The sequence below is a fragment of the Oceanobacillus jordanicus genome (assembly GCF_022095695.1).
Lineage (GTDB): Bacteria > Bacillota > Bacilli > Bacillales > Amphibacillaceae > Oceanobacillus_B > Oceanobacillus_B jordanicus.
The window spans coordinates 101,893-118,691 of the sequence record NZ_JAIFZM010000011.1; the positions used below are offsets into that span (position 1 = coordinate 101,893).

Below are 16,799 nucleotides of genomic sequence, written 5' to 3' on the forward strand. Positions count from 1 at the left end.
AACCGTCGGGCTTTTAGTAATCTAAGAATTATTTCACGTATCTAACAACACTATTTTTGCCATTGTTTTTGGCTTCATACAGAGCCTTGTCTGCTCTGATAAAGAGTTCACTGACTGTATCTGTAACCGTATGTTCCCATGAGGACACACCACAAGAAAGGGTTACAGACGGATTTGTATGCTTTTCGACTTGACTTCGAATTAATCCAGCTATTTGCACACCTTCGTTAATAGTGATAGTAGGTGCATAGACAGCGAGTTCTTCTCCTCCCCACCTAGCTGCAAGATCACGATTGTTTACAATTGACTTAACAAGGTCCGCTACCTGTATCAACACCTTATCGCCAATATGATGCCCATACGTGTCATTAATTGATTTGAAGTCATCAATATCGAATAGAATTAATGTTCCCATTTCACCTGTCGCCATATGAGCGATTATCTCTTCTTCTAAATAGTTTCGTGAATAGAGTTTTGTTAAAAAATCTGTTTTAACAGCCTTTTTCAACTTATCTTTAAGTACTGTATTTGTCAGCGCTAAGGTTGAATGCTGTATGAGTGACTGTATTAATTTAAATTTATTAAATGAAAAGAAATATGGTTGTTCGTGCAAGATCGCAATAATACCATGAACTGTGTCAGAATGGCTCATCGGAATAGCAATAATAGACCGGTATGGAAATCGATCTATTCTATCAAAATCCCCTTTAAGCAATGGCTCCCCCTTACAATCTGTATGGTCTTTCAAATACTCAGCAAATCTCCTTCCAGGATTCGTATTAAAAAACGTTGTACTTCCAGTTAGGACATCGAACCTTTCTTCATTATCCCCGTTGTAATAAATAAAACCGACCTCTGAGGCATGACAAACATCCATTACTTGGTCTCTGACAAGATTGATGATCTCTTTCATTTCAAGATTCGAGTTCAACTTGTGTGTAGCTTCATTAATTAACTTTAAGTCAGAGACAAGGTGATTTGATTTTTCATAAAGCGTGACGTTTTCGATGGCCTTGCCGGCAGTACTAGCAATCTGGGATATAAAGTTTATTTCCTTTTCGGGAATATACATTCCTTTATCACTAATCACCTGTAGAACTCCGTATACACCTTGTTTCCCTACCAATGGTGCATATAAGAAACAGCCTGTTTTATCTAATTGCTCTTCTATTTGAATTTCTCCTGAAATAAAGGCCAAAGTACTTACACGTTTTATCACATCATCACTATATTCTATCGTTTTGACAGGAAGTTCTGCTTCTAACTCGGTATCCTGTGAAAGCAAAAGATTATATGCTAGTTCCGGGTATAGTTTACGAAGGCCTTGAACAATTTCACTTAATATCTTTTTTTGAGAGGTGAGAGACAGCAGCTGGGAAGTCAATTCAAATAAATACGCATGATTCCTTCTCATCCTTCTTCCATCTAATTGTAAGAGGGAAATTAACTTCTCCGTTTCCGTCTTCAAAATTGCCAACTCTTCTACTGGAGTTGGGAATTCCTGTTCAATACATAATATGGCTTTGGGCCCTTCTTCCGGTAAAATATGTAGTAAGGTGACCTGCTTTTCTAGAATTATTTGATGGTTAACTTCCTCCCCCATCATGACATTCTCTGACAATCTATGTTCTTTTAAAGGAACTTCCCTGATAAGACTATCTGATATACAAAGTTCATATTCTCTCTGCCATTCATTAAACAAATAAAATCCTGAATAGGAAACAGGGAGAACTTTACATATACACTCAGCAACACGACATAGCATATTCGCGTCACTTTGCTCAAGGGGGGTTGATGCCAATTCAAAGTATAAACTCCGTAGCTTATCCATAAGCAATTCTGTGTTTTTCATAGTTATCACCTATTATCTTAATGTCGAAACGAATTGTGCTCTAATTGACTAGTTATCATTATAAACGAACTAGTCCTAATTTCCTATTATATTACCCGTTAAATTCGTTTTCTCAATAAAGGTTGACTTATAAGCTAAGAAATTATATACTATTCCTTGTGTAAAATAATAAAGTAGCCTATGTGAACCGGACGCTTGAAACCATTTTGTTCCTCATCACTTGAATGAGGTGTATCGCGTAACTCTTAGCTGCTGGAGCGATGGTACATGAAAACATAATGGACAACGTATAGGAACACGCTCGCTTATTTTATGCAAATAAAATAAAAAGGAGGAAATGTCTTATGGCTCGTTTTACTGGATCAGTATGGAAAAAATCACGTCGTCTTGGCATTTCATTAACTGGAACTGGTAAGGAACTAGATAAACGTCCTTACGCTCCTGGTCAACATGGACCAAACCAACGCAGAAAAGTCTCTGAATATGGCTTACAATTACAAGAGAAGCAAAAACTTCGCTTCATGTATGGATTGAACGAACGTCAATTCCGTACCTTGTTTGATAAAGCTGGGAAAATGAAAGGTATTCATGGTGAAAACTTCATGATCCTTCTTGATTCTCGTCTAGATAACATCGTTTATCGCATGGGTCTTGCCCGTACTCGCAGACAAGCTCGTCAGCTTGTAAACCATGGTCACGTTACTGTAGATGGCGGACGCGTTGATATTCCATCATACCGTCTAAAACCAGGTCAAGTAGTTGGTTTACGTGAAAAATCCAAAAACCTCGATATCGTTAAAGAGGCTGTGGAAGTAAACAACTTCGTACCTGAATATGTAACAATTGACACTGACAAAATGGAAGGTACGTACACTCGCTACCCTGAGCGTTCTGAACTTCCAGCTGAAATCAACGAAGCACTTATCGTTGAATTCTACTCTCGTTAATCGTTTCTTAAAGAAAAACCTGAAATGCTTGTTAACAAGTATTTCAGGTTTTTTTATTTCTATTAACTTTAGTAAAAGACGGGAGTTGCATCCAACAGCAACTCCCGTCTTTTAAGTTCTACTCATTAAGAGGCATAACGAATCAACGTGTATTTCTTCTTCCCTCTTCGAATAATGGTAAATTCATCTTCGATTCGGTCATCTTGGCCAATAGTATGTTGCAAGTCTTGCACTCTTTCTCCATTCACATAAATGGCACCATTTTGGATATCTTCTCTCGCTTGTCTTTTAGAAGAAGAGATTTTTGCTTCAACCAATAAGTCTATTAGCCCAACTTCTTCTTTTGCACGCTCATGTGTTGGAACATCCTTGAATCCCTGCTTAATTTCAGCACCAGAGAGGTCTTTTAGATCACCACTGAATAAAGATGCAGAAATTTTCTTCGCCTGTTCCAATGCTTCTTGACTATGAACGATAACTGTCATTTCTTCAGCTAAACGTTTCTGAGCTTCTCTTTTTTCCGGTTGATCACTAACTTCTTTTTCCAACTGCTCCATCTCTTGTTCTGAAATGAAAGTAAAGTAACGAAGGAATTTGATAACATCCCTGTCGTCTGTATTTAACCAGAACTGGTAAAACTCATAAGGAGAAGTTTTCTCTGGATCTAGCCAAATTGCTCCACCAGCAGTTTTCCCGAACTTGGTACCATCGGCTTTTGTGATAAGTGGTACAGTTAAGCCGAATACTTTTATTTCCTCTTCCTGGTTTTCTCTTGACCTACGAATTAGCTCCATACCAGCGGTAATATTCCCCCACTGATCACTACCACCGATTTGTAGTGTACAATTTTCCTGTTCGTAAAGCTTTAGAAAGTCAAGGGATTGCAAGATCATATAACTAAACTCTGTAAATGTGATGCCTTGTTCGATACGTGCAGAAACGGATTCCTTTGCGAGCATATAATTGATCCCAAAATGCTTCCCAGCATCACGAAGAAAATCAATTACTGTCATGCTTGAAAGCCAGTCATGGTTGTTTCTAGCGACGACTGGATTTTCGCCCTTATCGAAATCAAGTAATCCGGCAATTTGTTGCTTAATTTTTTCACTATACCCTTTAACGACCTCACTCTCGTTAAGAGAGCGTTCACTTGTTCTTCCGCTTGGATCACCAATCATTCCTGTCCCCCCACCAACAAGGGCAATCGGGCGATGTCCTGCTTTTTGGAAACGTTTTAGCATTGTAATTGGTAGCAAATGTCCTATATGCAGACTATCTGCTGTCGGATCAAACCCACAGTACAATGTTACCTGTTTTTCTTGCAATTGCTTTTCAAGTGCCTCACGATCCGTTGTCTGATGTATTAGTCCCCTTGTTTCAAGGTCCTGTAAAATATCCATTCTCTTCACACTCCATTTTTTTATCTAGATTAGAAAAACTCGCCTTCGCTCATCCTAAAAACGAATGTGCATGTTTTTCTTATACTTGGGACTTCAAAATTTTAACTTCCTTGTCATTACTTTCTAGCGCGGAAAATAAAAAAACCCCTCCCCTATAAAAAGGGACGAGTTTAACACGCGGTACCACCCTTGTTGCAAATTAAAAATCTGCCACTTCGGATTGTTAACGATGTTGCCACCGTTCCGAACGCTCAAAACGATCGAAATTGCTCCGGAATGTAATTCGTCAGTAAATATATCCCGGCTTTCACCACCCGCCGGTTCTCTAGAATAGGGATTTACTCGACTACTTCGTTCCTTCAACACAAATTATCTTATAGTATTTATCTATACCATATTTGATTTAAAAAAGCAATTACTGAACCGAAAATCATTCCTCCCCATTCTATTATTATGCTATAATAAGAAAGGTATTTTAGGAGGTTTTGCGATGAATTGGGAACAACGGTTTCATCAATATATGGAAAAGCTAAAATCAATCTGGAAATCTGGAAAGGTTCAACGTTCCTCCCGGATTTCCTATGACGTAGGATGGAATGTATTACTGTTTTTCTTAATAATTGGCTTCATTGGCATGTTTTTTGCTGGTGGCGTAGGGGCTGGATATTTTGCCTCATTGGTAAAAGATGAGCCAGTTCTCTCCTATGAAACGATGCAACAGGACATTTACAACTATGAGGAAACGTCTAAGCTGTACTTTGCTGATGACAAATATTTTGGCGACGTCCAGTCTGACTTACACCGGGAAGAGGTCACCCTAGAAAACATCTCACCAGTCTTACTGGATGCAGTAATTGCAACAGAAGATGAGAACTTTGAAGAACATCATGGAGTTGTGCCAAAGGCTATTCTTCGCGCAGTTTTACAGGAAGTAACAAATTCCGAAGTAAAAACAGGTGGTAGTACCCTTACACAGCAATTGATTAAAAACCAAATCCTAACCAACGAAGTGTCGTTTGAAAGAAAAGCAAAAGAAATATTACTTGCTTTGCGGCTGGAACGCTTCTTTGAAAAGGATGAAATTCTTGAAGCATACTTAAATATTGTCCCTTATGGTAGAAACGCTTCTGGAAACAATATTGCGGGAGTGCAAACAGCGGCACAGGGAATATTTGGTGTGGATGCAAAAGACGTCAATATTGCACAAGCTGCATACCTTGCGGGGCTCCCACAAAGTCCATCCGCTTACACCCCTTTTCTTAACGGAGGAGATCTAAAAGACGAGGACGGTTTACAGCGGGGAATTAACCGAATGAAAACAGTGCTTAACCGGATGCTCGAATCCAGCTACATAACACAAGCAGAATATGATGAAAGCATCAATTATGATATTGTGGCTGATTTTAAAGAAGCTTCCCCTTCCCCTGTGGAGAAATATCCGTACTTAACTTTTGAAGTAGAAAAAAAGGCCACGGAAGTTATTATGTATCAACTAGCCGAGAAAGATGGTTACTCGAAAGAGGATCTCGAGAAGGATAGTGCTCTAAAGGAAGACTATGAAGTGAAGGCTGAAAGAGACTTACGGAAAAACGGCTACAATATCCATACAACCATTGATAAGGACATATATGAAGCTTTTCAAGAAGTTGCGACAAACTATGATAACTATGGTCCAACTGTGACCGTTACAGAGACCAATAGTGAAACTGGCGAAACAGAAGAAGTAGAGCAAAGAGTCCAAACTGGTGGAATGCTCATTGAAAACAGTACCGGTAGAATCATTAGCTTTGTCGGTGGCCGAGGATATGACGAAAATAACAATATTAATTATATTTCCGACAATGTTGTTCGTTCAAATGGTAGTACGATGAAACCATTATTAGATTATGCCCCCGCCATGGAAGAAGGAAAAGTTCAACCAGGCACCCCTGTCGCTGACGTAAGAAAGCAAATTCCTGGCTGGCCATCTGGCAAACCAGGAAACTATGGTGGTGGTTATCATGGAATCGTCTCTGCTCGTACTGCTCTGCAGAACTCGTATAATGTGCCTGCTGCTGATATTTATTCTCGTATTATGAATATTAATCCTGCAGAAAAGTACCTTGAGAAAATGGGTATTACTTCAATAAGCGAAGATCTGTATGGTATTGCTTCCCTATCAATAGGTGTAGCAGAACTAACCCTCGAAGAAAATATTAATGCATTTACTACCTTTGGTAATAACGGGAAATTCGCTGACGCGTATATGATTGAAAAGATAACAAATCAAGACGGCGATGTTGTCTATGAACATAAAGCAGAGCCAGTTGAAGTGTTCAGTCCGCAAACAACGTATTTAACGATTGATATGATGCGAGATGTTATTAGTTCTGGAACAGCTGGTTACCTGAGACCGCAGCTATCAAATGGCAGTGTAGACTGGGCAGGTAAAACCGGTACATCAAATAATTATCATGATGCCTGGTTCGTTGCAACAAATCCAAACGTTACCTTCGGGACATGGATTGGATATGATGACAACCGTCCTATTAATAATGCGAGCACAAATTATAGTCACCGTAACCTTAAATTATGGGCTGAGCTGATCAATAGTGCTGCCGCAATTAATCCAGAGCTAGTGACACCAAGTGAAACGTTCAAACGTCCGGACGGTATTGTCCAACGAAGCTATTGTGCGATTTCAGGGATGCTTCCTTCTGAATTATGCGAGAAAGCTGGTCTAGTAAAATCAGATTTATTTAATGCGAAATATGTACCAACTGAAACTGATGACAGCTTAGTGAGCGGAAGCTCTGTTATCGTGAATGGTAAGGCAGTAGTTGCAGGTGCTAATACTCCTGATGAGTTTGTAACAGGAGATGGCCTTATGTTTAGCCCTGAGTTTCTTAAACGAAACGGGTATGATAAGCTACCGGACCTTACACAATTGTATCCTAGAACCGAAACAGAAAAGTGGCAAAGGATTGGTGTACCTGGAGCTGGAGCAGAAGTAGGAGATGCCATTGAGGATGATGGAAAAGACCCTTCCGCTCCGACATCTTTAAACAAATCTGGAAGCAAATTAACTTGGAAGAAATCGGGCAGCAATGACGTGGTTGGATATAGAGTATATCGCGCTACGAAGGCTGGTGGTAAATTTAGCCTTGTAGGAAGTACGACCGAAACAAGTTATACCATCGGAAACAATAATGCTATCTATCACGTAAAAGCTGTTGACTATTTCGGTAGAGAGTCCTCTGCCTCAAAAGAAATAATGGTTGGTAATACGTCTAAGCCAGAGCCCGAAACACCTGACTCAAACAAGGAAACCGATAATGAGAAAGAAACAGCAGATGAAAATAACGAAAAAGAAGATAAACAACAAGAAGAAAGCAATAACGATCAAGAAGAAGAAGAAGAAGAAGAAAATAATCAAGATGAAGAAAGCAGTCAGGATGAGGAAAGTAACAAAGATGATAGCGAAGACGAACAATAACGCGTCTTATTCGTGATATCTTGGGCTATAGTTTCGTACCAAACGAACAAGTCGAGCGATCTTTTGAAACTCTATGGTGAGTTTTGAGTTCGCTCGACTTTTTTATGTAGAGAAATACACATAATTGTGAATGAAGATCACAAGAGGGATTATCCATAGATCTTTTTCCCAGCGTCCTAACACTTTGAAAAAGGATAAGTTTCACCCTTTTCACATTTATTCCTAAATAAAGTGAAACTTCATTTGGTGGGGTTTCCCTACCTCCCCCACTAAATGTTAGTTGAACGAATCGGACCTTTACTGGCAGTTGATCCCCCCACTTAGAGCTTGATTGCTTCCCAAATTCTTGAAGTGGGGGTTTTACTGCCAGTTGAGGCGGGATAAATGTTCGGTAATCTAGTATAATGAATGTAAGCGTATTAGTTTTACAGATTAGGTGGTGAAAAAGTTGGAACATACAAAAACTTATCATGCATTATGCCGTGAAAGTAATAATGGAGACAGTATAACAATTGAAGGTCCCCTGTCCAGTGAAGAACTTGGAAACTTCCATTTTCATGAACACCTGACTGCATTCAGACCCGCTCCAAAACAATTTGAAGCACTACGCAGTATAGCCGATTTCCCTGAAGGAAGAATTATAGTTGCCCGAACCGAAGATACAATAATTGGTTATGTGACTTATTTGCACCCTGATCCGCTGGAACGCTGGTCCGAGTTCAAGATGGAAGAACTTATGGAACTTGGCGCAATTGAAGTAGTTCCCTCCTATCGGGGAGCCAAATTAGCCTCAGGTTTATTGCAAGTCTCCATGATGGATGACTATATGGAGAATTATATTATTATTTCGACTGAGTATTATTGGCACTGGGATTTGGATGGAACGAAACTAAGCATTTGGGACTACCGGAAAGTGATGGAAAAGATGATGGCTACTGGTGGCCTCCTCCCCGCTCCAACCGATGATCCAGAAATCATTTCACACCCAGCAAATTGCTTAATGGTTAGAATCGGCAAAGAAGTCACTGATGATTCCGTCACGACTTTTGATAAGCTGCGCTTCTTACAGCGATATCAATACCGCAATATGAGGGAGGGGCTTTAAATGCTAGTAGAAGAAATTATGAATCGAGACGTGATTACTTTAGCACCAACAGATACGATTGAAAAAGCATTGCACATCTTACAACTAAATCGTATTCGACATATCCCAATTGTAGAGAAGAATAAAGATGTAATAGGAATTATCTCTGACAGGGATATCCGCGATGCTTCTCCGTCTATATTTAAAAATAACACAGTGGCAGAAGAATTAAAAAATGAGCTTCACACCATTATGAGTAGTCCCGTCGTTACCGTTCATCCGCTTGATTTTGTAGAAGAAATAGCTCGAATCTTTTATGATGAAGAATTTGCTTGCCTCCCTGTTGTGAGAAAGGATAACAGGCTTGTTGGCATTGTCACAGAAAAGGATATGCTTCAGACATTGATTCAGCTTACCGGTACGAATGTGCCTTCCTCTCATATTGAAGTAAGAGTGCCACATAGGCCAGGAATCCTTCCTGAAATTACATCTATATTTGGTAAAAGGAAAGTAAATATTGTTTCTGTATTAGTGTATCCGTATAAAGATGATCCCGCCTACAAAATACTTGTTTTCCGGATCCAGACGATGAATCCTCTCCCTATTATTCAGGATTTAAGAGATGCGGGGTATGATCTAATGTGGCCAAATAATATTCCGGGGCCAAAACGATGAAATGTTCCGCAGCGTTCGTCTTCTCAGAAAATACGTTAAACTATCACTTTAATAAAGATCATCCGTTTAACCAAAAACGTGTATTGCTTACAAAGGAGCTATTAGAGGCAACAGGTCAATTATCTGCAGAGGCAGTGCTAGCTCCTCGGATAGCAACAGAGGACGAACTCGCACTTTTCCATGATGTAGCTTACATTCAAGCTATTAAAAAGGCGAGTAAGTCCCAGTTAACAGACAGTGAGGCTACACAATTTGGACTGGGTACGGAAGATACACCTATATTTCCAAATATGCATGAGGCTGCAAGTTATGTAGTAGGCGGTACACTGACAGCGGTCGATGCTGTTATGGAAGAGCAGACTATGCATGCACTCCACTTGGGAGGTGGGCTTCATCATGGATTTAAACGAAAAGCAGCTGGTTTCTGTATTTATAACGATGGAGCAGTGGCAATAAAATACCTCAGGGAAAAGTATGATTTAAAGGTGTTATATGTGGATACGGATGCGCACCACGGAGACGGTGTACAATGGGCCTTCTATGATGACCCGAATGTCTGCACCCTATCTATCCATGAAACAGGTAGATACCTTTTCCCGGGGACCGGAAATGTAAATGAGCGTGGACTCAAACAAGGCCATGGATATACCTTTAATTTACCACTAGATGCATTTACAGAGGACGATTCATTTATTTCCGTTTATGACAGCGCTATCAAAGAAGTTGCCGATTTTTTCAAGCCTGACATTATTATCACACAGAACGGGGCAGATGCGCATTGCTATGATCCATTAACACATTTATGTAGTACGATGAGAAGTTTTGAGTATATCCCTAAGATAGCGCATGAAATAGCGCACGAATACTGTGGTGGCAAATGGATTGCACTAGGTGGCGGTGGGTATGATATTTGGCGAGTTGTCCCGAGGGCATGGGGACAACTCTGGAACATTATGCATGATGGCCACGTCCTTACAGGAAAGATCCCTCCTACCTGGTTGAAGCAGTGGGAAAAGGAGGCTCCTACTCCCCTTCCAGCGTATTGGCAGGATGAAAAGGAGATTGTCTCCATACCCCGAAGAGCAGAAATAACAGAAAAAAATGAGAAGCTATTACAAAGCATGTTAAAATACACAAAAAAAATTATGTGACCTAGTTTCCTTCCTAACAAAAAAGCCAGCGAGATGGCGTTTACTCATCATCTCCCTGGCTTTCTTCTAATATAACAATCTCTACACGTCGGTTTTTTGCCCAGTTTTCTTCCGAAGTATTTTCAACTAGTGGTCTAGTATCTCCATACCCTACTGAAGAAAAACGTGATTCATCGAACTTATTTTCTTCTATCATATAACGTATGACACTGCTTGCTCTAGCTCCTGACAGTTCCCAATTGGAAGGGTACCTAAAACTGTCTATTGGCCTATCATCCGTATGCCCTTCCACTTTAACATTATTTGGCAAACTGTCTAACATGGAAGCAATTTTTGATAGAAAAGGTTTTCCGCTTGCCAGTATTTCCGCTTCACCTGAATCAAACAATATACTTTCTTGCAACACCAGTACGACCCCTTGATCCGTACGGGTAGCTGAAATAACATTATTTAACTCGTTTTCATCTAAGTATTGATCAACATTTTCCATTAGGTTGTCCAAGGAATCCTGTGTTGTATCGTCATCATCTTGTTTGTTCTCCAGCTGTGTTGGATTCTCAAATTCATTCGAATTCTTACCACTTTCCTCATCCCTTGTATGCTCAGTTGGATTTTCCATCGGAACTGGGGATGGGTAGAAATCAAAAATCATTCGATTTTTAAATGATTCTGAGATTGCTTCAAATTTCACCGAATCAATTTGTGACATGGAAAACAACAGGATAAAAAATACGAGAATTAAGGTCACCATATCCGAATATGTAACCATCCATTTTGGTGCACCCTTGTTTTTGTTCCGCCTTATATTCCTACGCTTCATTAACTCTCTCTCCTACAAAACCTTCATCTTCAACCGATGTCTGTTGGTTTTTAATCTCACTGGAAAGAAAAGCAGATAGTTTCTCTTCAAGAATGCGTGGGTTTTGTCCAGACTGAACGCCCATAACTCCTTCGATGATAACCTGTTTAATAAATACTTCTTCTTCTGTTTTGCTCTCTAATTTATTTGCCATGGGGACGAATACAAGATTCGCTAGGACCGTACCATATAAAGTTGTTAGAAGAGCTACTGCCATACTAGGCCCGAGGCTGGCCGGGTCCTGTAAATTATTAAGCATCAGTACAAGCCCTACTAATGTACCAATCATTCCCCAAGCCGGAGCATATTCTCCAGCCTTTTCTATTAGATTTCTTCCTTTATAATGCCTGTCCTCTGTTGCCGTGATTTCCGCATTCATAATATCGCTGATCACTTCTGGTTCTATCCCATCAACTGCAAGTAAGACCCCTTTTTTTATAAAAGGCTCATCTACATCTTCCAATTCATTTTCCAATGCAAGTATGCCTTCACGACGAGCCCTCTCAGATAATCGGATAAACAACGCTATTAGCTCAGGAAGACGCTGATCATTCTTGTGAAATGCCTCACTAATAATTTTTCTAGTGAGTTTAATTTCCTCCATTTTAAAATTTATCAGCATGGAAGCAACTAAACCGCCGATTACAATAAAGATGGATGAAACATCCAAGAATAACGTAGCGCCGCTTATACCACCTTTTGACATTATGGCAAGCATGATCATGATAAAACCTAACGTGATGCCGATAGGAGTTAATATATCGCGTTTTCTCATATTCTCTCTCCTCAAAGTCACTATGGAATAAGGGAATGAAGATTCTCTCTATTCTTTATATCGGCATCTTTTTTACTTTGTTGAGTTTCTTTTTTCAACTCGGTGTGGCAACACAACTTTTTTATCATCTACTTCTTCTTTGTTCATAAATTTCGTTAAGAGACGCATTGCAACAGCCCCGATATCATACATCGGTTGAACGATTGTAGATAATGTTGGTCTCACCATTGTAGATAGTCTTGTATTATCAAACCCAAAGACTTCAATATCTTCTGGCACACTATACCCTTTATCTTGCGCACCATGGATAACCCCAAGCGCCATTTCATCAGAGGCTACAAAAATAGAGGTTGGCTTCTTGTCCAGCTCAAGCAGTTGGTTAACAGCATCAATACCTGAGTCATAGGAATAATCCCCTTTTACAACAAGTGTTTCATCTAACTCAACAGAAGCTTCTTTCAATGCCTTTTTGTAGCCATTGTATTTAAGAAGATTAATATGTGAATCTTCTTGGCCAGAAACAAAAGCTGGTAGGCTGTCCCGTTCAAGCAAGTATTTAGTCGCTTCATAAGCCGCTTCTTCATAATTAATGTTAACGGAAGGTATTTCGTCGTTTTCATCATAGGTAGCAGCCAATACTACTGGTACAGAAGATGTTTTAAATTGTTGCACATGCTCTTCCGAAATATCTCCACCCATGAAAATAATTCCGTCTACCTGCTTCTCTAGCATGGTATTAATTAAGCCTAATTCCTTGTCTTTATTTTGGTCGGAATTACTCAAAATAATATTATATTTATACATGGTGGCAATATCTTCTATTCCTCTAGCCAGCTCCGCAAAGAAGATACTTGAAATATCGGGGATAATGGCCCCGACAGTAGTCGTTTTTTTACTTGCTAGCCCTCTTGCTACAGCGTTTGGTCGGTAGCCAAGACGTTCTATTGTCGCAAGCACTTTTTTCCTTGTGGTAGGTTTCACATTCGGATTTCCGTTTACTACGCGAGATACTGTTGCCATGGAGACATTAGCTTCTCTCGCTACATCGTATATTGTAATATTCAATTTCCTTTACCTCCTATTTAACTAAACAACCTATATTTTTTTATCATACTCCACAATGAATAAAATTACAAAAAATTTAAAGGCTGAATCATCAAAGTGATGGCTCAGCCTTTAAATCGACATTCATAAGGATTTGTTATATTATCGATTAAATTTATTTGCTACATCTATAATATCATCCATAAAGGAATTAAACATCTGTATATCCATCTGTTGAGCAGAATCAGATAAAGCCACAGCAGGATCTGGATGAACTTCTGCCATCACACCATCAGCCCCAATTGCGATTGCAGCCTTTGCTGTAGGTAACAAGATGTCTCTTCTCCCTGTTGAATGGGTCACATCAACCATAACTGGTAAGTGTGTTTCCTGCTTCAGTATAGGAACTGCTGAGATATCAAGTGTATTTCGTGTAGCTTTTTCATATGTTCGAATTCCACGCTCACATAGAATTATATTTCCATTTCCTCGGGAGATAATATATTCTGCTGCATTAATGAATTCCGAAATCGTAGCAGACAAGCCTCGTTTTAATAAAACTGGTTTATTTATGTCACCAGCTGCTTTTAACAGTTCAAAGTTTTGCATGTTTCGAGCTCCAATTTGAACCACATCTAAGTATTCAAGTGCTTCTTCAAGGTGTGCAGGATTTACAATTTCACTTACAACAGCTAAGCCATGCTTATCTGCAGCTTTTCTTAAGATTTGTAAACCTTCTATACCAAGGCCCTGAAAATCGTATGGAGATGTACGTGGTTTAAATGCGCCACCTCTTAATAGCTTTATGCCTTTGTTTTTAACAGCCTCTGCAACCTGATCTACCTGATCATAGCTTTCTACAGCACATGGCCCCATCACATAGTGGGTGTTTCCGTCCCCAATAGTTGCTCCATTAATTTCAATGACTGTATCCTCAGGCTTTTTCTTCCTTGAGACTAGTAATGCTTTACTATGGTCATCTTCCTGCAATTCAAGGCTCGCCTTAAATATTTCTTTAAAGATATGTTCAATTGTACTTTTTTGAAATGGTCCATCATTCTTGCTAGTAATCTGATTCAGCATATCTCTTTCCCGTACTGGATCAAATCGGTTCATACTTTGCTTTGCCTTAATTTGACCGATTTGTTGTACAATCTCTGCTCTCTGATTAATAAGCTTTAAGATTTCTAGATTCACACTGTCCATTTGCTCTCTTAATTGATCCATTTCATTCATATTACTACTCCCCTTGTGATTGCAGTTTTTTAATAATTAGAGACAATTATAGCTAATATCTATTTCTTTGTCGATAAAAAGTTTCTAAAAGTTTATAATAGAGTCAGATTATGAGGGAAAGGGTTATTTTATGATGGACGATCGTATTTTTGCTTTAGACATCGGAACACGCTCCGTAACAGGGATTATCTTAGAAAAAGAAGAAACGAAATTTAAGGTGATAGATTATTATACAAAGGAACATACAGAAAGATCAATGCGAGATGGTCAAATACATAATGTGGTAGCCGTATCGGATATTATTCGTGAGGTTAAAGAAAAGCTTGAACACACACACGGAAGCTTACATAAGGTTTGTGTGGCTGCAGCCGGGAGAGCATTGAAAACAACTCAGGCAACCTCTACGATCGAGCTGAATCAACAGCCAATTGTAGAAGAGGAAACAATCAAGCACTTAGAGTTAAGTGCCGTACAAGCTGCCCAAATCAAGCTTGCTCAAGAGGAGCAAACAGAAGATTATCATAATTATTATTGTGTTGGCTACTCGATTTTACACTATCAAATTGATGAGGAAAGAATTGGATCTCTGATTGATCAGAGTGGGGAGAAAGCTTCTGTAGAAATTATTGCCACCTTTCTCCCTAAGATCGTAGTGGAATCTCTGTTGGCTGCCTTAGGACGAGCAGCACTTGAAATGGACGCTCTTACCTTAGAGCCAATAGCGGCTATCCACGTCCTTGTTCCTGAGTCAATGAGAAGGCTTAATGTAGCCTTAGTTGATATTGGGGCTGGAACTAGTGATATCGCCATCACCAATGCGGGCACAGTTGCTGCCTACGGAATGGTTCCAGTGGCAGGAGATGAAATTACAGAAGCCATTAGTGATGCATATCTCCTTGACTTCCCTTTGGCTGAACAGACAAAACGAGATATTGTCAATGATGGAGAAGCCATGGTTGCTGATATTCTCGGATTCGAAACAACCATTACCTATGATGCATTAGTAGGAGAAATACGCTCTAAAGTAGAGTACCTTGCTTCTAAGGTAGCTGAAGAAATCCTTCTTTTAAACGCGAATCCTCCGAAAGCCGTCATGTTGGTAGGCGGTGGTAGTTTAACACCTGAGATCACAAAAATTCTAGCGGATAAACTAAGATTACCAGAGAACCGCGTAGCAGTTAGAGGAATTGACGCGATTCAAAACTTAGTGTCATCAGAGGCTTTACCAAAAGGCCCCGATTTTGTGACACCTATTGGTATCGCAATTGCCGCAAAACAAAATCCAGTTCATTATGTTACTGTTAATGTAAATAAGCAAAAGGTTCGTATGTTTGAAATGAAACAACTAACCGTTGGAGATGCCCTCATTCAGGCTGGTCTAGATATTCAAAAAATGTATGGTCGCCCGGGATCCGCTGTAATGGTGACCGTGAATGGAAAGGAAATCACAATACCAGGGCAATTTGGTCAGGCACCTCAACTGTCTGTGAACGGCATTAAGACTACGGTGGAACAATCCATACTGAATAACGATAATGTAGAGGTAGAGAAAGGCGAGGATGGCTCCCCTGCTCTAATTACTTTAGAAGAGCTTATTGGTGATCTTCCATCCAAAGTAATCTATTTTAATAATCAACCTATTAAACGTTATGCCAATTATTTCGTAAACGGAAAGAAACAAGTTAAAGCCTATGTTGTTAAAGACCGAGACAACATTATCTTTGAAAATGAAACAACTGTAAAAGATTTCTTGCCATATGTTGACAAAGAGGGATCACTTCAGATTAATTCTTTCTCGGTTTATGTAAATGACGAGGAAGTAAAGCTCCCTATAGGAGAAACTAGAATTTTTGTTAACAATAATCAAGCAAATGATGACAAGGTGCTTCATAACAACGATCAACTGACGATAGAACCTGCTAGCACCCCGCTTGTATCTGATTTATTTACTGTGCTAGGTAAAAAGGCTGTAAACACCATCGCCGTTTACTTTAATGGGCAGTACATTGAATTAGAACAGTCTTGTTATTCCATAAAACGAGATGGAGAGACAGTTCGGCAAGAAACTGAATTGAATAATCTGGACTACTTAAGCATGAAAGCAAAAGAAGTTGAGCCCTTTATTTTTCAAGATATCTTTCGGTACATTGATATAGATATTAGTAAAGTAAGTGGGGATTTCAAACTATATATAAATGATATGCCAGCTTCCTTTGACGCAGAGATTCAACATGGTGACCAGCTTCGGATTACCTGGTAATGGTTTACCTTATATCTTAGGTGTCATAAAAAATGCCGAGC

12 protein-coding genes and 1 other annotated feature are annotated in these 16,799 nt (G+C 39.5%); of the genes, 6 read left to right on the forward strand and 6 right to left on the reverse strand.

Going from position 1 to position 16,799, the window contains the following annotated elements; genetic code table 11:
• Positions 1 to 28: 28 nt before the first annotated feature.
• Complete coding sequence (locus K3T81_RS13760) at positions 29 to 1,852, reverse strand: sensor domain-containing diguanylate cyclase (protein WP_238020563.1); 1,824 nt, start codon at positions 1,850 to 1,852, stop codon at positions 29 to 31.
• Positions 1,853 to 2,196: 344 nt separating this feature from the next.
• On the opposite strand from K3T81_RS13760, the gene rpsD reads away from it, so the two are divergent.
• Positions 2,197 to 2,799 (forward strand): 30S ribosomal protein S4, encoded by a 603-nt coding sequence (gene rpsD / locus K3T81_RS13765; RefSeq protein ID WP_036572064.1) that lies wholly within the window; start codon positions 2,197 to 2,199, stop codon positions 2,797 to 2,799.
• A gap of 125 nt (positions 2,800 to 2,924) precedes the next feature.
• On the opposite strand, the gene tyrS is transcribed toward rpsD, so the two are convergent.
• Complete coding sequence (gene tyrS, locus K3T81_RS13770; protein WP_106897177.1) at positions 2,925 to 4,199, reverse strand: tyrosine--tRNA ligase; 1,275 nt, start codon at positions 4,197 to 4,199, stop codon at positions 2,925 to 2,927.
• A 157-nt stretch (positions 4,200 to 4,356) separates the two neighbouring features.
• Positions 4,357 to 4,571, reverse strand: a binding site (T-box leader).
• Positions 4,572 to 4,689: 118 nt separating this feature from the next.
• Here tyrS and K3T81_RS13775 point away from each other — a divergent pair.
• The 4 genes from K3T81_RS13775 (at position 4,690) to K3T81_RS13790 (ending at position 10,584) form a co-directional block, all read left to right on the forward strand.
• Positions 4,690 to 7,674, forward strand: coding sequence for a transglycosylase domain-containing protein (locus tag K3T81_RS13775; protein WP_238020564.1), 2,985 nt, complete (start codon positions 4,690 to 4,692; stop codon positions 7,672 to 7,674).
• 448 nt (positions 7,675 to 8,122) lie between these two features.
• Positions 8,123 to 8,779 (forward strand): GNAT family N-acetyltransferase, encoded by a 657-nt coding sequence (locus K3T81_RS13780; RefSeq protein ID WP_238020565.1) that lies wholly within the window; start codon positions 8,123 to 8,125, stop codon positions 8,777 to 8,779.
• On the forward strand, positions 8,780 to 9,433 hold the full coding sequence (locus K3T81_RS13785) for an acetoin utilization AcuB family protein (protein WP_238020566.1): 654 nt from the start codon (positions 8,780 to 8,782) through the stop codon (positions 9,431 to 9,433).
• Complete coding sequence (locus tag K3T81_RS13790) at positions 9,430 to 10,584, forward strand: acetoin utilization protein AcuC (protein WP_238020567.1); 1,155 nt, start codon at positions 9,430 to 9,432, stop codon at positions 10,582 to 10,584. Before K3T81_RS13785 ends, K3T81_RS13790 begins: the two co-directional genes overlap by 4 nt.
• A 40-nt stretch (positions 10,585 to 10,624) precedes the next feature.
• Here the strand turns inward: K3T81_RS13790 and motS are convergent, their stop codons facing one another.
• From motS to K3T81_RS13810, 4 genes are all read right to left on the reverse strand, one after another.
• Positions 10,625 to 11,404, reverse strand: a complete 780-nt coding sequence (gene motS, locus K3T81_RS13795; RefSeq protein ID WP_106897182.1) for a flagellar motor protein MotS — start codon at positions 11,402 to 11,404, stop codon at positions 10,625 to 10,627.
• Positions 11,394 to 12,218: a flagellar motor protein MotP gene (gene motP / locus K3T81_RS13800; RefSeq protein ID WP_238020568.1), complete on the reverse strand. Its 825-nt coding sequence runs from the start codon at positions 12,216 to 12,218 to the stop codon at positions 11,394 to 11,396. Before motP ends, motS begins: the two co-directional genes overlap by 11 nt.
• Positions 12,219 to 12,290: 72 nt before the next feature.
• A complete protein-coding gene (gene ccpA / locus K3T81_RS13805; RefSeq protein WP_106897183.1) occupies positions 12,291 to 13,283 on the reverse strand; it encodes a catabolite control protein A in 993 nt (330 codons plus the stop codon).
• A 141-nt stretch (positions 13,284 to 13,424) separates the two neighbouring features.
• Positions 13,425 to 14,498 (reverse strand): bifunctional 3-deoxy-7-phosphoheptulonate synthase/chorismate mutase, encoded by a 1,074-nt coding sequence (locus tag K3T81_RS13810; protein ID WP_238020569.1) that lies wholly within the window; start codon positions 14,496 to 14,498, stop codon positions 13,425 to 13,427.
• Between the two features lie 133 nt (positions 14,499 to 14,631).
• On the opposite strand from K3T81_RS13810, the gene K3T81_RS13815 reads away from it, so the two are divergent.
• Positions 14,632 to 16,758 (forward strand): cell division protein FtsA, encoded by a 2,127-nt coding sequence (locus K3T81_RS13815; protein WP_238020570.1) that lies wholly within the window; start codon positions 14,632 to 14,634, stop codon positions 16,756 to 16,758.
• The last annotated feature ends 41 nt before the right edge of the window (positions 16,759 to 16,799 follow it).